The following is a 19,097-nucleotide window of genomic DNA, read 5'->3' on the forward strand; positions in this document are numbered from 1 at the left end:
CGGGAACCGGCGGCCCGCCGCTCACCTCCGCGGATCGACGTGGATCTTCGGGCCCTGGCCCGCCCCGGCCGGACGCGAGCCCGCCAGCACGCCGGCCGCCTCCTCCAGGCCGACCGTGGCGGCCACCAGCGGGCGCGGATCCACCTCCCCGGAGGCGTAGTGCTCGATCGTCTCGGCGAGCCCGCCGGAGCCGCTCAGCACCCCGGTCATCGTCACGTCCTTGAGGACCATCGCCCGGGTGTCGACCGTGCTGGGTTCCGGCGCCAGGCCGACGCAGACCACCCGTCCGCCCGGCTCCACCAGGTCCAGGGCCCGCGCCGGCAGGGCGGGGGAGGTGGAGGCGTCGATCACCGCGTCGAACGGCGCCGCGGGCAGCCGCTCGGCCGTCCAGGCCCCGTGCGCCCCGAGCGCGCGGGCGAACGCCAGCGACCGCTCCGAGACGCCCAGGACGTGCACCTCCGCCCCCTGGATCAGCGCGAACGAGGCCGCGAGCAGCCCGATCGCGCCGGGGCCGGCCACCAGCACCCGGTCGCCCGGCTCCACCTCCGCCGCCTGTACGGCCCGCAGCGCGTTGCCGCCCGGCTCCACCATGGCGCCGGCCACCGCGTCGACCTCCTCCGGCAGCGGGTGCAGCGCCGTGACCGGCACCGCCACCTGCTCGGCCAGGGCGCCCGGCCACCCGCCGCGGATGCCGATCTCGTGGCGGGCGTCGCACACGTGCGGCCGCCCCGCGCGGCAGCGGCGGCACCGGCCGCAGCCGAGCATGGTGTCGCCGGTGACGCGCCGGCCGATCCAGCGCTCGTCCACCCCTTCGCCCACGGAGGCGACGGTCCCGCACCACTCGTGCCCGACGCGCACCGGGTAGCGCGCGTGGCCCTGGTGGAGGTAGGCCATCTCGCCGGTGAAGAACTCGACGTCGGTGCCGCACAGCCCGGCCCGTTCCACGTCCACGACGACCTGGCCCGCCATCGGGGCCGGCGGCTCGACGTCCAGCACCGAACACCGGCGCGGTTCGGTGATGACGAACGCTCTCACTTCTCACCTTCCGAATGCGGGGCGGCCCTCGGAAAAGGACCGTACGGCCGGCGCGCCGGCCCGCGGCCGTGCTTCCGAACCCATACGGACAATGGAATTCCATACGTTAGAGGAACATTTCCGAAAAAGGAACATGCTGGTGGTGGCGCGGCGGCGCGGTTAACGCTCCGGCACGCTTAACGTCCGGACACGGCGCGGAAAGCCGCCGGTCCTTGCTTCGCCGTGCCGGGGTGCAATTCCCTGGCCTATGCATCGCCCCGCCGGTGAATTCGCACCGGCGGGAGGAGAATCCGACACGGAGGTATGCGTGAAGCGCGTCATCGTCATCGCCGCCGCTGCCGCCCTCACCGCGGCCACACTGGCGGTCCCGGCGCAGGCGCGGAGGCCGGACACGGCGCCGGGGGAGGGACGCGGCGGCGGGTACGTGGTCCTGTACCGGCGGGGCGTGAGCGCCGCCGACGCCCGGCGGGCCGTCCTGGCGGCGGGCGGCACCGTCACCAGGGAGAACGCCGCCGTCGGCGTCGCCACCGTCACCGCGACCGGTCCCGCGTTCGCCGACGCGCTCCGGGCCGACCCCCGGATCGAGGGCGTCGCCCGCGACATGGTCATCGGCCGGGTCCCGCAGCGGAGCGCGCCGGGGCACGCCGGGTCCGCAGGGGCCGCCGGGACGGGCGGGCTGCTGTCCGCCCCTACCCCTCGCGTCGGAACCGCCTCCGCCTCCGAACCGCGCGCCGCGCTCCCCGCCCCCGCCGGTGCGGCCCGGACGGACGATCCCGACGCGGCGGACTCCGGCGCGTCCGTGCTCCGGCCCGAGCCGCTGGCCGTCCGGCAGTGGGACATGCGGCAGATCCACGCCACCGTCACCGGCTCCTACCGGCGGTCGCGGGGCACCCACGCCGTGCTCGTCGGCATCCTCGACACCGGCGTGGACGCCACCCACCCCGACATCGAGGCCAACTACAACGCCGGGCTGAGCCGCAACTTCACCGTCGACATGCCGGTCGACGCCAACGGCAAGGAACTCGACGGCCCGTGCGACCAGGAACCGGACAAGTCCTGCACCGACCCGGCCACCGTCGACGAGAACGGCCACGGCACGCACGTGGCGTCCACGATCGCCTCCCCGATCAACGGGCTGGGCGTCGCGGGCGTCGCGCCCGGCGCCTCGATCGTCAGCCTGCGGGTCGGCCAGGACAGCGGCTACTTCTTCCTCCAGCCCACCGTGGACGCGCTGACCTACGCCGCCGACAACGGCGTCGACGTGGTCAACATGAGCTACTACGTCGACCCCTGGCTGTTCAACTGCACCGACAACCCCGCCGACAGCCCCGAGGAGCGCCGGGATCAGCAGACGGTCATCACGGCCGTCCAGCGGGCCCTCGACTACGCCCACGACCGGAACGTCACCCTGATCTCCGCCGTGGGCAACGGCGCCGGCGACTACACCAAGCAGATCCTCGACACCTCGAGTCCCGACTTCGCCCGGGTGGCCGGGCAGCGGACCCGTAACCGGCTCATCCCGCCGTCCTGCCTGTCCCTGCCGAGCGAGGGCGACCACGTGCTCGCGATCTCGGCCACCGGCATCAGCGGGCGCAAGGCGTACTACTCCGACTACGGCGACGGCTACGTCTTCGCGGCCGCCCCCGGCGGCGACGTCTACGACACGCCGACCAAGACCCAGAACATCACCCGGGCGGTGCTCGCCGCCTACCCCAAGTCGGTGGCCGAGAAGCGGGGCGAGCTGAACCCCGACGGCACGCCCAGGATCGCCGACATCGTGCGCAGCTGCCGGGGCCGCGTCTGCGGCTACTACGAGTACCTCCAGGGCACCTCCATGGCCTCCCCGCACGCCGCCGGGGTGGCGGCGCTGATCGTCAGCCGGTACGGCGTGCCCGACCCGGCCCACGGCGGCAAGACGCTCGCCCCGGACATCGTGGAGCGGCGGCTCAGGACGACCGCCACCCGGCGGTCCTGTCCCGTCCCGCCCGCCTACACCTACGTCCGGCGGCTGGCCGGCGGCGGGGAGATCACCACGACCCAGGTGTGCGAGGGCACCTCGATCCGCAACGGCTTCTTCGGCTACGGCGTCGTCGACGCGCTGCGGGCGGTCAGCTGATCCTCCACCGCCCCGGACGCGGCGCGGCCCCGGTCCCCTCCGATGGGACTGGGGCCGCGCCTCACCCGCTCAGGACCTGGTGATCCTCAGGTCGTCGAACCCGGCCTCGACGAGGCTGTCGGGCGAGTCGTCGGCGGCCTCCACCACGATGCGGATCGGCTGCCCGGCGAACTCCGACAGGTTCACCGTCGCGGTCCGCCACTCGCCGGGCCGGACGGTGGGGTCCCCGAACTGCTGGAGCACCACGGTGTTGGCGGTGGGGCTGACCACCCGGACCCGGAAGTAGTCCTTGGCGCTGGAGTTGGCCAGATGGGCGAAGTACCACGCGAACGTCATGGTCAGCGTGCCGGGGGGAAGCGCGATCTCCCGGGAGCGGATGGTCGTCACGCCGCCGTCGACGTCGTTCGCGCCCACCCGGTCGCCCGCCAGCCGCCCGGTGACCAGGTCGCTCTTGCCCACGAAGGGCGCGAGCTGCAGCGGCGTCCTCCCGGCGAAGGTGGGCTGCGGAACGCCGCGCTCCCACCGGCCGGTGGTCGCGGTGTCGGTGCCGTTCGGGTTCACCGTCCACCCCAGGTCGGTGGAGAAGTCGTCGATGAAGACGACGTTGCTGCCGGAGTCGACGGTGAGCGTGAGGGTGACCGTCCGGTCGAGGTTGACGCCGTCGGCGAGGATCTGCGCGCTGTAGGAGCCGGACGGCGTGCCGACCGGGACCAGGATGCTCAGCGCCGAGGACTCGCCCGTGGTGATCTTCTGCGGGGTGAACGCGGCGGTCGCCGCCTCCGGCAGCCCGGAGATCGCGAACGCCACGGCCTGCGGCTTGCCGGCCGTGGTCCGGGTCGTGACCGTCGCGGTCGCCCGCTGCCCGGGATCCACGCCGACCGCCGCGGGATCGACGGACAGGTCGAAGTCGTTGCCCGATACGCACTGGGCGGGTTCACCCGGCGCGGCCGGGACGTTCACGGCGTCCCAGGCGTCCCTGACCGCGTTGAACTCGACGCAGGAGTCGGGGAACAGCTCCAGCGCGGCCTGCAGGGTGGCCCTGCGGGCGAGCTGGTGGGTCCAGGTGTCGGTCTTGCGCAGCAGCGAGGCCATGAAGATCTGCCCGGCCTTCTGGATGCCGATGCCGGTGACCCGGCTTCCGTTGCAGGTGGGACTGGCCGGCTGGCCACTGGTGGGGTTGCTGCCCTCGGCGAGCAGGTAGAACCAGTGGTTCTGCACCCCGGCTCCGGCGTGCGACTCCAGGTCGAGCACGGAGGGGGAGAAGCAGTCGGGGTGGCCGGAGATCAGTGACGGCTTGTACAGGTAGCGGACCGGGCCGGTGCCCAGCAGGTCGGCCTTTCCGCCGATGGCGTAACTCGGCACGTCGTAGGGCGGCGGCTGCTTGGCGTAGAACTTCGTCAGCACGGCCAGGATGTCACCGGCCGACTCGTTGAGCATCGCCTTCTCGTTGCTCCCGAACGAGCCGCCGGGGGTGTTCTGGAAGACGGCGTGGCCGAACTCGTGGGCCACGATGTCCAGCGACGTGGCCTGGCGCCGGCCGTCCTCCGAACGGCCGAAGTTGGCGTAGTTGCCGGCCCAGTAGGCGTTGACCTCGTTCAGGCCGACCCGGGCCGGGTAGCCGCCGCCGGAGCCGTTGTACCCGTTGCGGCCCAGCCAGGCGCCCAGCATGTCCCACTGCTTGCCGATGGCGTACAGGGCGTCCACGCAGGCGGTCTCCAGATTGGTGCCCGAGCCGTCGCCCCAGCTGTCGTCGGCGCCGACGAAGGCGGAGCCGTTCTGGCCGCCGCAGCTCACCCCCGCGCGGACGGCGTCCGTCAGCGCGTACGTCGTGTTGAGCCGTTTGCTGCTGACGGTGACCGGGCCGTTGTAGAAGCTCGTCCCCACCCCGAAGAAGAACGGGACGGGAGTGGGGAGGGTCCCGCTGATGGGCGTGGGCGTCGTGGTGGGCCCGGACCGCGCTGGAGCCGGGGCCGGTACGGCGGCCGGCGCCGGGGAGGGCCTGGGAGCGGGCACGGGAGGCGGGACCGGCCGGGTACGGGGCTCCGGCCCGGCCGGCGTCTCGGTCCTGATCTCGTCGGACGTCTCCAGCACCTCTCCGGTGCGGGCGTCGATGAGGACGCGCAGCTTGCGGGGGGTCAGGACGGGGGCTCCGGTGAAGCCGTTCCGGGACCCCTGGCCGGTGACGAGGACCTGGTAGGCGAGAACCCCGGTGCCACGGGCCAGCACCACCAGGCTCGGGACGGTGGAGGACGTCACCTTGGGCAGCTGGGCGCGGGCGATCCGGGAGGCCCGGAGGCGGGTGAGCTTGGGCACGGTGGAGACGTTCAGCTTCTCGGTCTGGGCGATGGAGGTGCTCAGCACTCCGCCGCTGGCGTTGGTGACGACGACGAAGTCGCCGCCGACGACCGGCAGCCCTTTGTAGGTGCGCTGGTAGGGCACATAGAAGGTGTTGTTCAGGCCGGCGATGACCTCCTTGTGGTAGAACTCGTCGTTCTCCGAGGCGTGCAGCACCTCCGGCCGGGCCTCGATCAGGGGCTCGGCGGCGATCAGCGGCTGGTCGGAGGCGGGACGGTCGGAGGCGGACCGGACGGTGACCGGCTCCGGCGTCGGTTCCGGGTCGGCGAGCGCCGGAGCCCCAGGCAGGGCCGGCGCGGCGGACAGAGCGACCAGGAGGCCGGTGAGCATGGATATGAGAGAGCGTCTCATCGTGTTTCCTTTTCTTTGGTTCTCGGACGGCGGCTTCTCGGTTGTGGCTTTTCGGACGGCCGTTTCCCGGAGACGCGGCCTCCCGGGCGCCGGTTCCCCGAGCGGTGGCCCGGATCCTCTGGGTCGCCGGGGTCACGGAAGGTCGCGGTGTCGTTCACCGGTCAGGACCTGGTGATCAGGATGTCGTCGACGCCGGCTTCGACCAGGCTGGGCGCCGCGTTGTCGGCGGCCCGGAACCGCAGACGGATCGTCCGCCCGGCGAACTCCGACAGGTCGACCGTCGCGGTCCGCCAGACGCCGGGCCGCACGGTCGGGGAGCCGAGCACCTGTAACACCACGGGCTCCCCTTCCGGGAGGATCACGCGGGCCCGCAGGAAGTCGTCCTCGCTGGAGTTGGCCAGGTGGGCGAAGTACCAGGAGAACGTCAGCGTCAGCTTTCCTTCCGGGAGCCTGATCTCCCGCGAGCGGATGGTCGTGGCCCCGCCGTCGATGTCGTAGGCGCCCGCGCCGGCGCCCGCCAGCCGGCCGGTGACCAGGTCGTTCCCCCCCAGAACCGGGGTGCGTAGCTGCAGTGGCGTCCGTCCGTCGTGGGTGGGCTGCGGGACGCCGCGCTCCCACAGGCCGGAGGTGGCGGTATCGGTGCCGTCCGGGTCCCGGGTCCAGCCGCGCTCGGCGTTGAAGGTCTCGGCGTAGACGACACCGGCCGGTGCGCCGACGGTGAGGACGAGCGTGGTCGTACGGTCGACGCCGACGCCGTGACCGAGGATCTGCGCGCTGTAGGAGCCGGACGGAGTGCCCGGAGCCAGGGCGACCGTCAGCCGTGTGGACCGGCCGGAGGCGACCGACGGGGGAGCGAAGGAGGCCGTCGCGCCGGGCGGCAGGCCGTAGACGGAGAAGGTCACCGGCTGCGGGGGACCGGAGAGCGTCCGGGTGGCGATCGTGACGGTCGCCCGCTCGCCAGGGTTCAGGGCCAGCACCGCCGGGTCGATCGCAGGCAGGAAGTCGGTGCTGGGCCGGCAGGTGGCGGGCTCGTCCCGCGCGGCGGGGACACTGACGGCGTCCCAGGCGGCCCTGACGGTGTCGAACTCCACACAGGATCCGGGGAAGAGCTGGAGGGCGGCCTCCAGGGTGGCCTTGCGGGCGAGCGGGTAGGTCCAGAGGACGGTCCTGCGGTCCTGCGTGGCCGTGAGGATCTGCCCGGCCCTGACGGCGCCGATGCCGGTGACGCGGGCTCCGTTGCAGGTGCGACCGCGTGGCCGTCCGCCGGTGGCGTCGCCGCCCTCGGAGAGCAGGTGGAGCCAGTGGTCCAGCACCCCGGCCCCGGTGTCCGACCTCAGGGCGGGCGCGGCGGGGTAGTAGCAGTCGGGATCACCGGAGGCCGGTCCCGGCTGGATGAACAGGCCCTCGGTACCCGCCATCGGGCCGGTCTCCACGACCTCGTCGAACTTCTCCAGCACCTTGCCGGTGCGGGCGTCGATGAAGACGTGCAGCTTGACCGGCCGCGTTCCCCGCCGGCCGGTGACGAAGACCTCGTAGGCGAGGATTCCGGCGCCGCGGGCCATCACGAGCAGCCTCGGAGGCGCGGCGACCCCTCCGGGTAGCTGGGCACGGGCGATCCGGGCGGCCCGGGCGCGGGTGAGCTTGGGCACGGTGGAGACGTTCAGCGTCTCGGTCTGGGCGATGGAGGTGCTCAGCACCCCGCCGCTGGCGTTGGTCACCACGACGAAGTCGCCCCCGTAGACCGGCAGGCCGTTGTAGAGGCGCTTGTAGGGGATGTAGCGGATGCCGTTCAGGCCGACGGTCACCTCACCGTGGAAGAACTCGTCCTTCTCCGAGGCGTGCAGCACCTCGGGCCGGGCGTCGATCAGGCGCTCGGCGGCCACCAGGGGGACTTCGGGAGGAGAAGAAGGGCCGGGCTGCGCGGCCGGCCGGGCCGGGGCCGCGGGCAGCGTCACCAGCAGGACGGCCGCCGCGGACATGGCGATGCGTTTCATCGGTTCCCTTTTCTCGGGTGACGGCCCGGACGGGATCGGAGGATTTCTCGGGCGACGACCGGGATGGGATCGGAGGGCGGCGGCTCCGCGTTCCGCCCCGGCCCCCGCGGAGAGGGACCGGGGCGGAGCCGGTCCTCTCAGGACCTGGTGATCCGCACGTTGTCGACGGCGGCCTCGATGAGGCTGGGCGTCGCATTGTCGGCGGCCTCGAACAGCAGCCGGACGGGCTTTCCGGCGTAGGCCGACAGGTCGACCGTCGCGGTCTGCCAGGCGCCGGGCCGTACGGCCGGCGCGCCGAGCTGCTGGAACACCAGCGTGCTGGACGTCCCGGACTGCACCCTGGCCCGGAAGAAGTCCGCGTTGGTGGCGTTGTCCAGGGTGGCGAGATACCAGGAGAACGTCAGCGTCAGCTTCCCGGACGGCAGCGTGATCAGCGGTGAGCGGGCGGACGTGACCCCGCCGTCCACGTCGTTGTCGCCCGCGGTGGCGCCCGCCAGGCGGCCGGTGACCAGGTCGCTCTGCCCCACGGAGGCGGTGAGCTGCAACGGGGTCTGACCGTAGGAGGTGGGCTGCGGGATGCCGCGCTCCCACCGGCCGGTGGTCGCGGTGTCGGTGCCGCTCGGGTTCGCGGTCCAGCCCAGGGACGTCTCGAAGGTGTCGTCGAAGACGACGGCGCCCGTCGCGCCGACCGTCACCACGAGGGGGGCCGTACGGTCCAGGGCGGTGCCGTCACCGGTGACGATCGCCTTGTAGCTGCCGGCGGAGGTGGTCGCGGGGACCGAGACCGTCATGGTGGAGGAGCCGCCCGAGGTCACCGACACCGGGCTGAAGGACGCGGTCGCGCCCGGAGGCAGGTCGGCGACGGAGAACGTCACGGTCTGCGCGCTGCCCGAGGTCGTCTGCGTGCCCACCGTGACCGTCACCCGCTGCCCGGGTTGCACGCTCACCGTCTGCGGGCTGAGCGTCAGCGAGAAGTCGTTGCCGCCCCCACCGCCCGTGCAGGTGGCAGGCTCGCCGGAGGCGGCCGGAACGCTGACGGCGTCCCAGGCGGCCTTGACCGCGTTGAACTCGGCGCAGGAGTTCGGGAACAGCTCCAGGGCGGCCTGCAGGGTGGCCTTGCGGACCAGCTGGTGGGTCCAGGTGTCGGTCTTGCGGTTCAGCGCGCTCATGAAGATCTGGCCGGCCTTCTGGATGCCGATGCCGGTCAGCGTGGTGTTGTTGCAGGTCGGGCTGGTCGGCTGGCCGTTGGTCGGGTTGGTGCCCTCGGCGAGGAGGTAGAACCAGTGGTTCTGCACCCCGGCCCCGGCGTGCACCTCGAGGTCGGGCACCGAGGAGGAGTAGCAGTCCGGGTTGCCGGAGATCAGCGACGGCTTGTGCATGTAGCGGATCGGGCCGCCTCCGACGAGGTCCACCTTCTCGCCGACGCTGTAGTCCGGTGTGTCGTAGGGGGGCTTGCCGTCGGCGTAGAACTCCGTCAGCGCGCCGTAGATGTCGCCGGCGGACTCGTTGAGGATGCCCTTCTCGTTCTCGCCGATCGAGCCACCGGGTGTGGTCTGGAAGAGCGCGTGCCCGAACTCGTGGGCGACCACGTCGATCGACGTGGTCTGACGCTGGTTGTCCTGCGTGTGGCCGAAGTTGGCGTAGTCGCCGGTCCAGTAGGTGTTGACGTCGCTCAGGCCGACCCGGGTCGGGTAGCCGCCGCCGGTGCCGTTGATGCCGTTGCGGCCCAGCCAGGACCTGAGCATGTCCCATTCCCTGTTCACCGCGTACAGGCTGTCCACGCAGGCGGTCTCCAGGCTGGTGCCCGAGCCGTTGCCCCAGGTGTCGGTGGCCTTGGTGTAGGCGGAGCCGTTCTGGCCGCCGCACTGGACGCCCGAGCGGGTGGGATCGGTCATCGAGTACGTCGTGCCGGACTTGGAGGTGCCGATGGTGACCGGGCCGTTGTAGAAGCCTTTCCCGTCGCCGGGGTCGGCCCGGTGCGGTCCCCGCGCGACGCCGGTGGTCCTCGTGACCTTCGCGGAGGGCCGTACGGTGTCGTCGGTCTTGACCTCGTCGTCCTTGAAGATGACCTCGCCGGTCTTGGCGTCGACGAAGACGTGCATCTTGCTCGGGATCCTGCTGCTCCGGGTGGGGGCGAAGCTCTGGGTCTTGTCCCGGCCGGTCACGACGGTCTCGTAGGCCAGCAGCCCGGGGCCCTTGGCGAGGATGACCAGTCGCGGGACGGAGACCCGGCGGGGATCGGTGATCTGTCTCCGGGAGATCACCGCGGCCTGGGCCGGGGTGATCTCCGGGGTGGTGTCGAGGGTGAGCGGCTGGGCCTGGGCGATGGAGGTGCTCAGCAGGCCGCCCTGGTTGTTGGTGACGACGACGAAGTCGCCGCCGAAGACGGGCAGGCCGTCGTGGGTGCGGGTGTAGGGGATGTAGTGCAGGCCCCCCGCGCCCACGAAGTCGTTCTGCCGGTAGAACTGGTCGGTGGGGGCCGCGAAGAGGGGTGGCGGCTGGGTCTGGACGAAGCGGTCCGCCGACGTGCTCGGGTCTTCGGGGGTGGGGACGGGCGGCCGGCCGGGAACGGTGTGTCCGGACGCCGGTGCGATGGGCGCTATTAGGGAAATGCCCGTTATTGCGGTCAATAGTGTGAACTTGATGGAGCGTTTCACGCGCTGCTCCTTTTCCTGGACGTTACTGGGTTGATCACCTCCCGGTTCTCCTGGACGATGATCACAGGCTCTTCCGGAGGATATCCGCGTCCAGTCGGATTTCCGGGATATGAATCGCCTTCGGCGCGTTCATCGACGACTTCGGGGCATTGTCTGAAGGATGGCGAAATTGGCTCTATAAAAGGTCCGAGGAGTGCGATGAGCGTCGCCGGTAAAAGCGATAGAAGTCGGTTTTAAGATGATAAATCCGGCTATCTCGGGTGTTTGGTGCTCGGCGTGTGATGCTTGGTGTGGGATGCCGGCGGGGTGCGGACGCCGGGGCCGGCCACGGAACGTGGAGCACCGAGGTGCGGGTGGCGGGACGCCGGGACGCGGAGCGCCGGTTCCGCGATGCCATCCGGCGGCGCCGTCCGATCCGCCCCGCCGTACGGTCCGGCGGTGGGGCTCGACGCGGAGGGCGGGTCCGGGGCGATCGCACGGCCGTGGAGATCATGAAATTTTCTTTTAAGACACTTTGAAGTCTTGAAACTTGTAACCATGACACGGTTGAGTTCGATCGTGCCTCCACGTCACCACCCCAGCCTCACGGCCGTGGCCCTCATCGCCCCCCTGCTGGCGTTCGGCGTCGCCGGGCCCGCCCAGGCCGACCCCCGGCCCCCGCAGCCCGCCCTCGTCGAGGACGCGCCCCCCGCCTCCTCCGCCCGGGAGACCTCCACCCTGCTCGTCGCCCCCGGCGCGCAGCGGCTGGAGACCGACAGGAAGACCAGGCCCGTCGCGCCGGGCGTCACGCTGACCTCCTTCGACACCTATGACGCCGCCGGCTGGCTGCGCGCCGACGCGATCACCGCCGACCTCACCGGCGGCGCGCGCGTCGGCTACGTCTCCTCCGGGGAGGTGTCGAAGACCGAGCCGCTGTCCGGGCCGGTACGGCGCACCCGCGCCGTCGCCGCCGTCAACGGCGACTTCTTCGACATCAACAACACCGGGGCGGCCCAGGGCGCCGGCGTCCGCGACGGCGAGCTGGTCCAGTCGCCGATCTCCGGCCACCCCAACGCCGTCGCGGTCACGCCCGACGGCATCGGCCGCGTGCTGCAGATGAACTTCGACGGCACCGCCACCCCGGCCGGCGGCGCCCCGATCACCCTGACCCAGTTCAACCAGCTCGTCCAGACCGGCGGCGTCGGCCTGTTCACCCCGCTGTGGGGTTCCTACGACCGCGGCCGCGCGGTCGGGAGCGCCACCTCGGTCACCGAGGTCGTGCTGCGCGACGGCGCCGTCGCCGAGGTCCGCTCCGCCGCGGGGAGCGGCCCGATCCCGGCCGGAACCTCGATCCTGCTCGGCCGCGACGCTGGGGCGGCGGCGCTGGCCGCGCTGAAGCCGGGCGACCGCGTCGACGTCCGCTACCAGCCCAAGGCGTCCGACGGCAAGGCCGTGCGGACCGCCGTCGGCGGCGGCGCGATCCTCATCAGGGACGGCGTCGTCCAGCACTCCTCCGACAACACCGCCCACCCCCGCACCGCCGTCGGGTTCTCCGCCGACGGCCGGAAGATGTACCTGCTCACCGTGGACGGCCGCCAGGCCGACAGCCGGGGCGTCACCCTCGACGAGCTCGCCGCGATGATGACCGAGCTCGGCGCGCACGACGCGATCAACTTCGACGGCGGCGGCTCCTCCACGATGCTCGCCCGCGAGCCCGGCTCCGCCGACGCCCAGGTGGAGAACAGCCCCTCCGACGGCGAGGAGCGCCACGTCCCCAACGGCCTGGCCCTCTACGCCCCCGAGGGCAGCGGGAAGCTCAAGGGCTTCTGGGTGGAGACCGCCGCCGACCCCGCCAGGGCCCCCGGCACCGGCCCGGTCGCGGGCGGCCACACCGAGCGCGTCTTCCCCGGCCTCACCCGCGTGCTCACCGCCGCCGGCTACGACGAGACGTACGGCCCCGCCGAGGGGGACCCGGCATGGCGGGCCACGCCGGCCCTGCACGGCCTCGTCGGCCGTGACGGCGTCTTCCACGCCCTGGTGCCCGGACAGACGACCGTCACCGCCTCGCGCGGCGGCGCCACCGGGAAGATCGGGCTCACCGTCCTGCAGCCCCTGACTCGGCTCGGCGCCACCGCCGACCGGGTCGGCCTCGCCGGCGAGGGGGCCACGGGCGCCTTCGGCGTGGTCGGCTACGACCGCAACGGCAACTCCGCGCCCATCGAGCCCGCCGACGTGCGCCTCGACTACGACACCGCCCTGTTCGACGTCACCCCCGCCGAGAACGGCCTGTTCACCGTGAAGGCGAAGAAGGAGACCGGCTCCGGCCTGGTCACCGTACGGGTCGGCAAGATCAGCGCGGCGGTGCCGGTGACCGTCGGCTACCGGGACGTCCCGGTGGCCGCCTTCGACGACGCCGCCTCCTGGACGTTCGCCGCCGCCCGCGCCACCGGATCGCTGTCGGCGGCGCCCGGCCACGACGGCGGCGGGCTGAAGTTGAGCTACGACTTCACCCAGTCCACCGCGACGCGCGCCGCCTACGCGAGCCCGCCCGCGCAGATCACCGTGCCGGGCCAGCCGCAGGCGTTCGGCATGTGGATCAACTCGGCGGGGAACGGGGAGTGGCCGAGCCTGGAGTTCTACGACGCCCAGGGCCAGTCGCAGATCCTGCGCGGGCCGTACCTCACCTGGACCGGCTGGAGGTACGTCGAGTTCACCGTCCCGCCCGGCGTCAACTATCCGCTGAAGCTCCGCCGCTTCTACGTCGCCGAGACCGCGGCCGACCACAGCTACAAGGGCGAGATCACCGTCGACGGGCTCGTCGCCAAGGTCACGCCGGAGGTGACCGCCCCGGCGGCCCCCAAGGTCGCCGACCCGGTCGTCTGCACCGGCGCCGAGGTGGCCGCGATGCCGTGGCGGTTCGCCGTCATGTCGGACGGGCAGTTCGTGGGACGGTCCCCCGACAGCGACATCGTGGCGAACGTCCGCCGCACCCTGCGCGAGGTGAAGGCGGCGAAGCCCGACTTCCTCGTCATCGACGGCGACCTCGTGGACGAGGCGTCGCCGGAGGACTTCGCGCTGGCCAAGCGGATCCTGGACGAGGAGCTCGGCGGCGAGCTGCCGTACCGCTACGTGCCCGGCAACCACGAGGTGATGGGCGGGAAGATCGACAACTTCAGGGCCGTCTTCGGCGACACCCACGCCTCCTTCGACCACAAGGGCACCCGGTTCATCACCCTCGACACCTCGCGCCTGAACCTGCGCGGCGGCGGGTTCGACCAGATGGCGATGTTCCGCGAGCGGCTCGACGCGGCCGCGAAGGACCCCTCGATCGGCTCGGTGACCGTGCTGTTCCACGTGCCGCCGCGCGACCCGACGCCCGGCAAGGGCAGCCAGCTCGGCGACCGCAAGGAGGCCGCGCTGGTGGAGGGCTGGCTGGCCGACTTCCAGCGCGTCACCGGCAAGGGGGCCGCGTTCGTCGGCGGGCACGTCGGCACCTTCCACGCCTCGCGCGTCGACGCCGTGCCGTACTTCATCAACGGCAACTCCGGCAAGAACCCGGCCACCGCAGCCGATGACGGAGGCTTCACCGGCTGGTCGCTGTGGGGCGTCGACCCGGTGACGGAGAAGGAGGCCGAGCACGTGCGGCGCAACTGGTTCGCCGACGCGCCGGAGTGGATCGGCGCGCAGGTCCGCCCGCACGTCGACGAGCTGACCCTCACCGTCCCCGCCTCGGTGCAGGTCGGCCGTCCCGCCGAGGTGTCGGCGGCCGTGACGCAGGCCGGGCGGAAGGTGCCCGTCGCCCACCCGGTCTCGGCCGACTGGTCCGGCTCGCCGAACCTGCACGTCGGCTCCCGCGCCGGCGTCAAGCCCTGGCACGTCGCGGTGCTCGACCCGGCGACCGGCACGCTCACCGCGCTGCGGTCCGGGCAGGTCGTCGTCGCGGTCACCGTCAACGGCGTCACCCGCCGGGCGACGGTCGAGCTGGCCGCCCGCTCGGCCGCCTGACCCGCGGGGCCGGTCCGGGCCCCCGTCCGGACCGGCCCCCTCCCCATGTACGCACGCTCCCGGCGGGGAAACGGATGATCAAGACGATGGCGGATACGGTGACCGACCCGATACGGGCGGGCGACCCGGATGTGATATCGAAATCGTGACATTCACCGGCACGGGCGGCATGGGGCCGGTGATTCCGCCGGTCCCGGGGAGGGCGGGCACAGGCGCCCCGGCCGGCGTCGTTGACAACGGCGGCGCCCGCCGGAACCCTCCCATCGGGACGTGCCTCCCGGACCGGCCGGGACGCGGTTCCGCGAGCGGAGGACGGATGAGCGGCATCGTCGAGGGACTGGTGGTCGTCGTCACCGGGGCGGCCCGGGGCATCGGGCGCGGGCACGCGCTCGCGTTCGCCCGCGAGGGCGCCAGGGTGGTCGTCAACGATCTCGGCGCCGGGGTGGACGGCACCGGCGCGTCGGCCGGACCGGCCCACGAGGTCGCCGAGGAGATCCGCGCCCTGGGCGGCGAGGCGATCGTCAACGGCGAGGACGTCTCCGACTTCGACGGGGCGGGCAGGCTCGTCCGGGCCGCCGTCGAGCACTTCGGCGACCTGAACGTCCTGGTCAACAACGCCGGCATCCTGCGTGACCGGATGCTGGTCAACATGACCGCCGACGAGTGGGACGCCGTGGTCCGGGTCCACCTGCGCGGCACGTTCGCCCCGCTGCGGCACGCCGCCGCCCACTGGCGCGGACTCGCCAAGTCCGGCTCCCCGGTCCACGGCCGCGTCATCAACACCACGTCCTCGTCGGGCATCTACGGCAACCCCGGGCAGGCCAACTACGGCGCCGCCAAGGCCGGCATCGCGGCGCTGACCGTCATCGCCGCCCAGGAGCTGGACCGGTACGGCGTGACCGTCAACGCCCTCGCCCCCACGGCGCTGACCCGGATGACCGAGAACCTCGCGCCCGGCCGGGGCGGCGGCGCCACCCAGAGCTTCGGCGACCTGGACCCGGAGGACATCGCGCCGCTGGCCGTGTGGCTGGCCTGTGCGGAGGCGTCGGGTGTCACCGGCCGGGTCTTCAACGTGCGCGGCGGCTCGATCAGCGTGGCCGAGGGCTGGCACGCCGGGCCCGGGGTGGACAAGGGGTCGCGCTGGGAGCCGGCCGAGCTGGGCGCGGTGATCCCGGACCTGGTGGCCAGGGCGGCGCCCAACGCCCTGCAGAACGGCCGCATCCCGGACCGGGACGCCTGACCACCCCGAATATCCATATATCCGGAAATATCTGAAATGGCGGCTGATCGTCGCGGGGAGATTTCAGGGATTTCCCGGAAACCAGGCTCCGATCCGGGCTCACCCCTGGGTGGGCGGGGTCTCACGGCGTATCATCGGGACGCCTCGGGGGACGATTCCGTTCCTGTCCGGAGGTGCCGGTGACGTTCCCCGCGGACGGCGATCGGCGCGCGCTGGTGCGCGCCCTGGTCGCCGAGTTCGCCCCCGAAGAGCTGCCCGACTTCGACCTCATGACGGAGGCGTACTTCGCCTCGCCCGGCGCGGCCCGCCGGGCGCGCAGACCCCGTGACCAGCCGGGCGGCGCGCTCCCCGACCCGGGCGATCCGACGTTCACCAACCTCATGTGGGGGGTGGTCGCCGGGCTCACCACGGAGCTGGTCGTCCTGTCGGTCCGTCAGGGATGGTTCCGCCTGCGGCGGCGACGCCGGAAGCCGGTGGCCGGTCCCGGCGATCCCCTGCCGGAGCTGCCACCCGGCGGTGAGGCGGCCGCCCGGGAGCGGATCGCCCACGACCTCCGCGAACTCCGCGGGCCGGGCCCGGCGGGGTCCCCGCCGGCCGAGGCCGTCGCGGAACGGTTCGTCGACAGGTGGGGACGGCGCGACTGGACCCCGCCGGGATGACCGCCGGACGGGTCGGCCCCTTCCTCCTGCCCGCCGCGACGACCTCCCGGTTCGTCCTGCTGATCGCGGTCACCCTCTCCGCCACCGGGTTCACCTGGGATCTGGTGGCGGGCGGCCCCTCCGGATGGCGGGAGGCGTACCTGGGCTGCGACCGGGCAGCCGCCGCGGCGGCCCGGCGGCTGCCCGCCGGTCCCCTGGCCGCCGACTACCTGCGCTGCGTGGACGACGTCGGCGGGGGCCGGATGCTCGGCGGCGTCGTGGCCATGGCCGCCGTGGGCTGCCTGATCGTCGCGCTGCACGCCGTACGGCCCCGGCTGACCATCGGACGCCAGGGGCTGGTGCCGGCCGATCCCGTCCGCCACGCCGACCTCCACGAGACCGTACGGCGGCTCGCCGGAGCCGAGGGGCTGCGGCGCGTCCCGCGGATCCTGATCGACGCCAACCGCAAGCTGCCCGACGGATGGGCCTTCGGCTGCTACCCCCGCTACCACCTGCGGCTCAACATCGGGGTCCTCCAGGCGGGCCGTGAGGAGACCCGCGCACGGGAGGTCGCGGTCCCGGGGGAGGAGCATGAGGGCGTCGGGAGAGGCGCGGTCGAGTCGGTCGTCCTGCACGAGCTGGCCCACCTGAGGAACCGCGACGTCGACCTGACCGGGCTCACCCTGGCCGCCGTGTGGGTCTTCCCCGTCGCGGTGGCCGTGCCCTCGCTGCTGTTCACCCTCGTGCACGCCCCGGGACGGCTCCTCGACACCGGCCTGCGGATGCTCATCGCCACGGCGCTGATCGCGGTGCTGGCGGCCGCCGTGCTCAGGTCGCGCGAACACTACGCCGACGTGCGGGCCGCGGCCGCGGGCGGGGGGCCCGTCACCCGGGACCGCGGCCGTACCGGGCCGCTCCAGAGACTGCTGCCGATGCACCCGGACGACTCCCGGCGGGCGGAGGTCGTCCGGAACCCCGGCATCCTGCTGCGGTGGGCGGCGGGGGAGGCGTTGGGGGCGGGAATCGTGACCGGCCTCGGGCTCTCCCACCTTCAGATGATCATCGGGCCGGGGCTGGGCGGCGACTCGCGATACGCCCTGCCCGTCGCCGCGCTGCCCTACGGGCTGCTGACCGCGGCCGTCGTCGGGGCCGGCGCCTACCGGGCGACGCTCCTCACGCTCCTCACCGGGGACCGCGGTCCGCGTGGAACGCTCCAGGGTGCGGCGCTGGCGGCGGGAATCCTGCTCGGCCGGCTGATCTCCCCGTCTCCCATGCGCGTCTCCTGGGCCGCGGCCGTGGTGCGGGAACCGTTCGCCGCCGCGGGGACGGGGGCCGTCCTGCTGCTGATGTGCGTGGCGTTCACCCGATGGCTCCCGGTGGCCGCGGCGGCGTGGCTGCCCGTCGCCCGGGGGAGGACGTGGCTGCCCGTTCTCGCCGGAGGCGTCGTCCCGGCCGCGTCGGCCTTCGGGCCATGGCTCGGTGCCTGGGTCATCGCGTCGTCCGTCGCCCTGGAGACCGGTGACCTCCCCGCGGGGCTCTACATGCTGGGCGCCCACCTCTTCGACGCGGCGCTGCTCACCGTCCTCTGGGTGGCCCTGCTCCACCCGCTGGGGGCGTGGCTGCGGCACAGGAGACCCGGACGGGACATCCGTCCGGGAGCCGGTGAGGCGATGGCGCTGCCGCCCGTGCGGATCCGGCCTCTGCTCGCCCTGGCGCCCGCCGCGGCGGTGCTCGCCCTCGGCGCGGTGAACGGTCTCCTCCATCTCGACCGGTTCCTCGCCGGCGGCCTCCTCCGAGTGGGCGGAACCGTGCGCGGAGACGCCTTCGACGTCCTCCTGGCGCAGGTCGCGGCGCTGCTGGTCCTCTTCTGGGCGGTCCAGTTCCTGGTGGCGCTCGTGGTGGCGGCCCTGACCGGCGGCGGTGGAACGGGCATCGGCCTCGCCCACGGCATGCTCGCCGCGCTGGCGACCGGGATCGCCGGCACGGTCCTCGTCGCCGTCCTGGCCTTCGGCGCCACCGGGCGGCCGGCCCCGCCGTGCGTGCCGGGGGCACCGGACTGCGACCCCCTGGTCATGCTCCGCGGCGCAGGCACCGTGCTGCTGGCGGTGACCGCGGGCGGCACGGCCGCCGGAGCCGTCGCGTCCCTGATGGCCGGCGGGGTGCGCGCCCTGGTCCGGCGGCGGGAGGCGCGGCCCGGCCGTCCGGCGGCCGCCTGGGCCCGGCGGTCCGCCTCGCTGATCGCCGCCGCGTGCGCCGTGGCCTGGGCGGCGGTGATGGTCCAGGTGTGGCTGGCCGAGACCGGTCGTGCTCCCGGGCTGGAGAACCGTCCTCTCACGAGTTCCGCCTCGGCCGTGCCGCCTCCCGGGCCGCCGGGGACCCGTGATGCGGGCTCGGCGTGCGCGCGGGTCACGGCCGCCGAGGCGGTCCTGTTCCTGGGCGACGACTACTACGCGGCCTGGGCCGGGGCGTTCGCCCGCCTCGCCGAGACGGACGACCCCTTCCTCGCGAAGCTGGGGGCCGCGGGTCATCCGGCGGCCCGGGACGCCTCGGCTCGCATGTCCCCGCTGCAACGGCCGGTCCACGAGTACTGCCTGCGGGTCCCGCCCGGCTGAGCCGGGCGCGACGGCGGGCCCGGGACGTGTCCCCGGCGACGTGAAAGGACCGCCCCCGGCCACGGGCGGCGGGGGCGGTCCGTCCGGCGGGCCTCCCGCGGCGTCCCGGTGGTGT

General features: G+C 73.2%; 9 protein-coding genes. 5 read left to right on the forward strand and 4 right to left on the reverse strand.

The window, feature by feature from the left end:
- Positions 1-21: 21 nt before the first annotated feature.
- The gene (locus ACFYSC_RS28895) at positions 22-1,035 is read right to left on the reverse strand and encodes a zinc-binding dehydrogenase (protein WP_389967961.1); all 1,014 of its coding nucleotides are present in this window, start codon (positions 1,033-1,035) and stop codon (positions 22-24) included.
- A gap of 307 nt (positions 1,036-1,342) precedes the next feature.
- Between ACFYSC_RS28895 and ACFYSC_RS28900 the strand changes: the two genes are divergently transcribed.
- Entirely contained in the window at positions 1,343-3,151 is a 1,809-nt protein-coding gene (locus ACFYSC_RS28900; protein ID WP_389967963.1) for a S8 family serine peptidase, read from the forward strand.
- Between the two features lie 69 nt (positions 3,152-3,220).
- On the opposite strand, the gene ACFYSC_RS28905 is transcribed toward ACFYSC_RS28900, so the two are convergent.
- The 3 genes from ACFYSC_RS28905 to ACFYSC_RS28915 all read right to left on the reverse strand — a co-directional run bounded on the left by ACFYSC_RS28905 (position 3,221) and on the right by ACFYSC_RS28915 (position 10,508).
- Positions 3,221-5,857, reverse strand: a complete 2,637-nt coding sequence (locus ACFYSC_RS28905) for a M4 family metallopeptidase (RefSeq protein ID WP_389967965.1) — start codon at positions 5,855-5,857, stop codon at positions 3,221-3,223.
- A gap of 161 nt (positions 5,858-6,018) precedes the next feature.
- A complete protein-coding gene (locus ACFYSC_RS28910) occupies positions 6,019-7,851 on the reverse strand; it encodes a PepSY domain-containing protein (RefSeq protein WP_389967966.1) in 1,833 nt (610 codons plus the stop codon).
- A gap of 137 nt (positions 7,852-7,988) precedes the next feature.
- The gene (locus tag ACFYSC_RS28915) at positions 7,989-10,508 is read right to left on the reverse strand and encodes a M4 family metallopeptidase (RefSeq protein ID WP_389967968.1); all 2,520 of its coding nucleotides are present in this window, start codon (positions 10,506-10,508) and stop codon (positions 7,989-7,991) included.
- Between the two features lie 537 nt (positions 10,509-11,045).
- Between ACFYSC_RS28915 and ACFYSC_RS28920 the strand changes: the two genes are divergently transcribed.
- From ACFYSC_RS28920 to ACFYSC_RS28935, 4 genes are all read left to right on the forward strand, one after another.
- Positions 11,046-14,492: a phosphodiester glycosidase family protein gene (locus ACFYSC_RS28920; protein ID WP_389967970.1), complete on the forward strand. Its 3,447-nt coding sequence runs from the start codon at positions 11,046-11,048 to the stop codon at positions 14,490-14,492.
- A 316-nt stretch (positions 14,493-14,808) separates the two neighbouring features.
- Complete coding sequence (locus ACFYSC_RS28925) at positions 14,809-15,732, forward strand: SDR family oxidoreductase (protein WP_389967972.1); 924 nt, start codon at positions 14,809-14,811, stop codon at positions 15,730-15,732.
- A gap of 179 nt (positions 15,733-15,911) precedes the next feature.
- A complete protein-coding gene (locus ACFYSC_RS28930) occupies positions 15,912-16,391 on the forward strand; it encodes a hypothetical protein (protein WP_389967974.1) in 480 nt (159 codons plus the stop codon).
- A complete protein-coding gene (locus tag ACFYSC_RS28935) occupies positions 16,358-18,982 on the forward strand; it encodes a M48 family metalloprotease (protein WP_389967976.1) in 2,625 nt (874 codons plus the stop codon). Before ACFYSC_RS28930 ends, ACFYSC_RS28935 begins: the two co-directional genes overlap by 34 nt.
- Positions 18,983-19,097: the final 115 nt, after the last annotated feature.

It is taken from the genome of Streptosporangium sp. NPDC004379, from assembly GCF_042873875.1.
In the GTDB taxonomy this organism is placed as follows: Bacteria; Actinomycetota; Actinomycetes; order Streptosporangiales; family Streptosporangiaceae; genus Streptosporangium.

Excerpts from the sequence above, each read along its gene's own strand:
- ACFYSC_RS28905 (WP_389967965.1), bottom strand. The coding sequence starts at position 5,857 with ATGAGACGCTCTCTCATATCCATGCTCACCGGCCTCCTGGTCGCTCTG.
- ACFYSC_RS28910 (WP_389967966.1), bottom strand. The coding sequence starts at position 7,851 with ATGAAACGCATCGCCATGTCCGCGGCGGCCGTCCTGCTGGTGACGCTG.
- ACFYSC_RS28920 (WP_389967970.1), top strand. The coding sequence starts at position 11,046 with ATGACACGGTTGAGTTCGATCGTGCCTCCACGTCACCACCCCAGCCTC.
- ACFYSC_RS28925 (WP_389967972.1), top strand. The coding sequence starts at position 14,809 with ATGAGCGGCATCGTCGAGGGACTGGTGGTCGTCGTCACCGGGGCGGCC.